At 74.1% G+C, this 1,668-nt stretch carries 2 protein-coding genes; both read right to left on the bottom strand.

Annotation, left to right across the window (positions count from 1 at the left end):
* Positions 1–203 precede the first annotated feature (203 nt).
* Positions 204–1,190, bottom strand: coding sequence for a glycosyltransferase family protein (locus ABT296_RS38590; protein WP_351934823.1), 987 nt, complete (start codon positions 1,188–1,190; stop codon positions 204–206).
* A gap of 107 nt (positions 1,191–1,297) precedes the next feature.
* Positions 1,298–1,668: zinc-binding dehydrogenase (locus ABT296_RS38585; RefSeq protein WP_351934821.1), on the bottom strand; the 371-nt coding region annotated here is incomplete at its 5' end.

Below are 1,668 nucleotides of genomic sequence, written 5' to 3'. Positions count from 1 at the left end.
GACGGTCCGGGCTTGGCTGCGGTCAGGTCACGGGGCGTGCGTTGCACGGGCACGGGCGCCGGGGGGGGCCCGGGGGGGGCCGGGCGCGGCCCCCCCCCCCCACCGAGGGGTACGCATCCGGCGTACGCCCTACCGGGTCGGCGCGACGGGACCCGGGGATCGGGGGCGCGCCCGGCGGGATGCCGGCCGCCTGGCGCGCCGGGCTACCGGGCGGCCGGAACCGTGGCGGCGAACCGTGTCAGTTCGCCCGGCAGGCGGGAGCCGATCGGCGCCATGTCGCCGTCCGCTCCGTGCCGGGCGAGCAGGTCCAGGGCCAGCCGGCCGCGGCGCACCCGCTCCTTGGCGGTGGACAGGGTCAGCTCCCGCATGTGCTGACCCCAGGGGTAGATGCCGGGGGCCTTGGAGAGGCCGAACTTCAGGTAGATCGGGGCGCCACGGCGGATCAGCTCGGCGATCTCGTACATCCGGATGTAGCCGCCGAGGTCGTCGGGGGCTTCGACGTACATGTCCATGGGCGCGGCGGAGGTGCGGCGGATCTCGGTGAGGTGATCCAGGGTCAGGTCGCTGGGGACGTTCACCGAGTCCGCGCCGAGACGCTCGTAGACGGCGTACGAGGCCGGGTTCACGGGACCGATGAGCGCGCTGACCTTGAGCGTGGTGTCGGCGGGGATGACGCCCGACTCGCGCGCCTGGTGCAGCAGCCACAGGACGCCCTCGTCGGCCACCAGGAGGCACTTGACGCCGAGTTCGGTGGCGCGGACCGCGTCCTCGACGCAGCCGGCGACGGCGTCGTGGCCGCGGGCTCGCAGTCCGGCGCCGCGGGAGTCGGTGCGGGTGGAGCCGCCGATGTCCCAGGTGCCGCGCGGGCCGGTGAACAGGCACAGTTCGATGTCGCGTTCGGCGGTGGCCTCGACCATCTCGGTGATCTCGGCGTCGGACAGCATCCAGACACCCGAGCCCTGGCTGATGCGGTGGATCGGCACGTCCAGCTGCGAGGACTCCTTGAGCACGACCGCGACGGCTTCGGGTCCCTCGCAGGAGGGGATCTCGGTGCGCCAGCGGCCGCCGCCCGGGAAGGTGTGCGGTGAGGTGTCCGCGGGGTCCACGTCCAGCGGGGCGAACAGGGGCAGGCCGTTCGCGGCGGAGCCCGGACGGCGGGGTACGGCTGTCGTCGTGGTGGCGGAAGACATGGGGAGTCCTTTCGGTGCCGGCAACGCGTCGAGTGGCGGATCCGTCGGCGTGTGCGGAACGGGTTGGGCGGAGGCGCCGCCTCCGTGAACGTCGAAGGGCTGCGGCGTCAGGGCCGCAGGAGGACCTTGCCGACCTTGGGGTCTCCGGAGCCCACGAGGTCGATGGCCTGGGCGAACCCGTCGAGGGGGAGTTCGTGGGTGACCAGCGGGAGCGGGTCGAGGAGTCCGGCGGCGAACACCCTTACCGTGTGCGCCCAGGCGTCCGGGGGCGCCCCGAACACGGTGTGCACCTCCAGCTGCCGCACCACCAGGTCGGTCGGGTCCAGGCCGTCGGCGCCCGGCGCGGGGATGCCCGTCAGGACCAGGCGTCCGCCGCGCCGCAACAGGGAGGCGGCGGTGCGTGCGGCGGACGCGGACCCGGCGGTCTCGATGACCACGTCGAAGTCGTCGGGCAGGTCCTGGTCGCGGGTGCGGAAGT

It is taken from the genome of Streptomyces sp. NPDC000983 (genome assembly GCF_040299205.1).
In the GTDB taxonomy this organism is placed as follows: Bacteria; Actinomycetota; Actinomycetes; order Streptomycetales; family Streptomycetaceae; genus Streptomyces.
This window is presented reverse-complemented; position numbering and strand designations above follow the sequence as displayed.

Bases quoted from the DNA above. Each gene is read 5' to 3' on its own strand.
- ABT296_RS38590 (WP_351934823.1), bottom strand. From the start codon at position 1,190: ATGTCTTCCGCCACCACGACGACAGCCGTACCCCGCCGTCCGGGCTCC.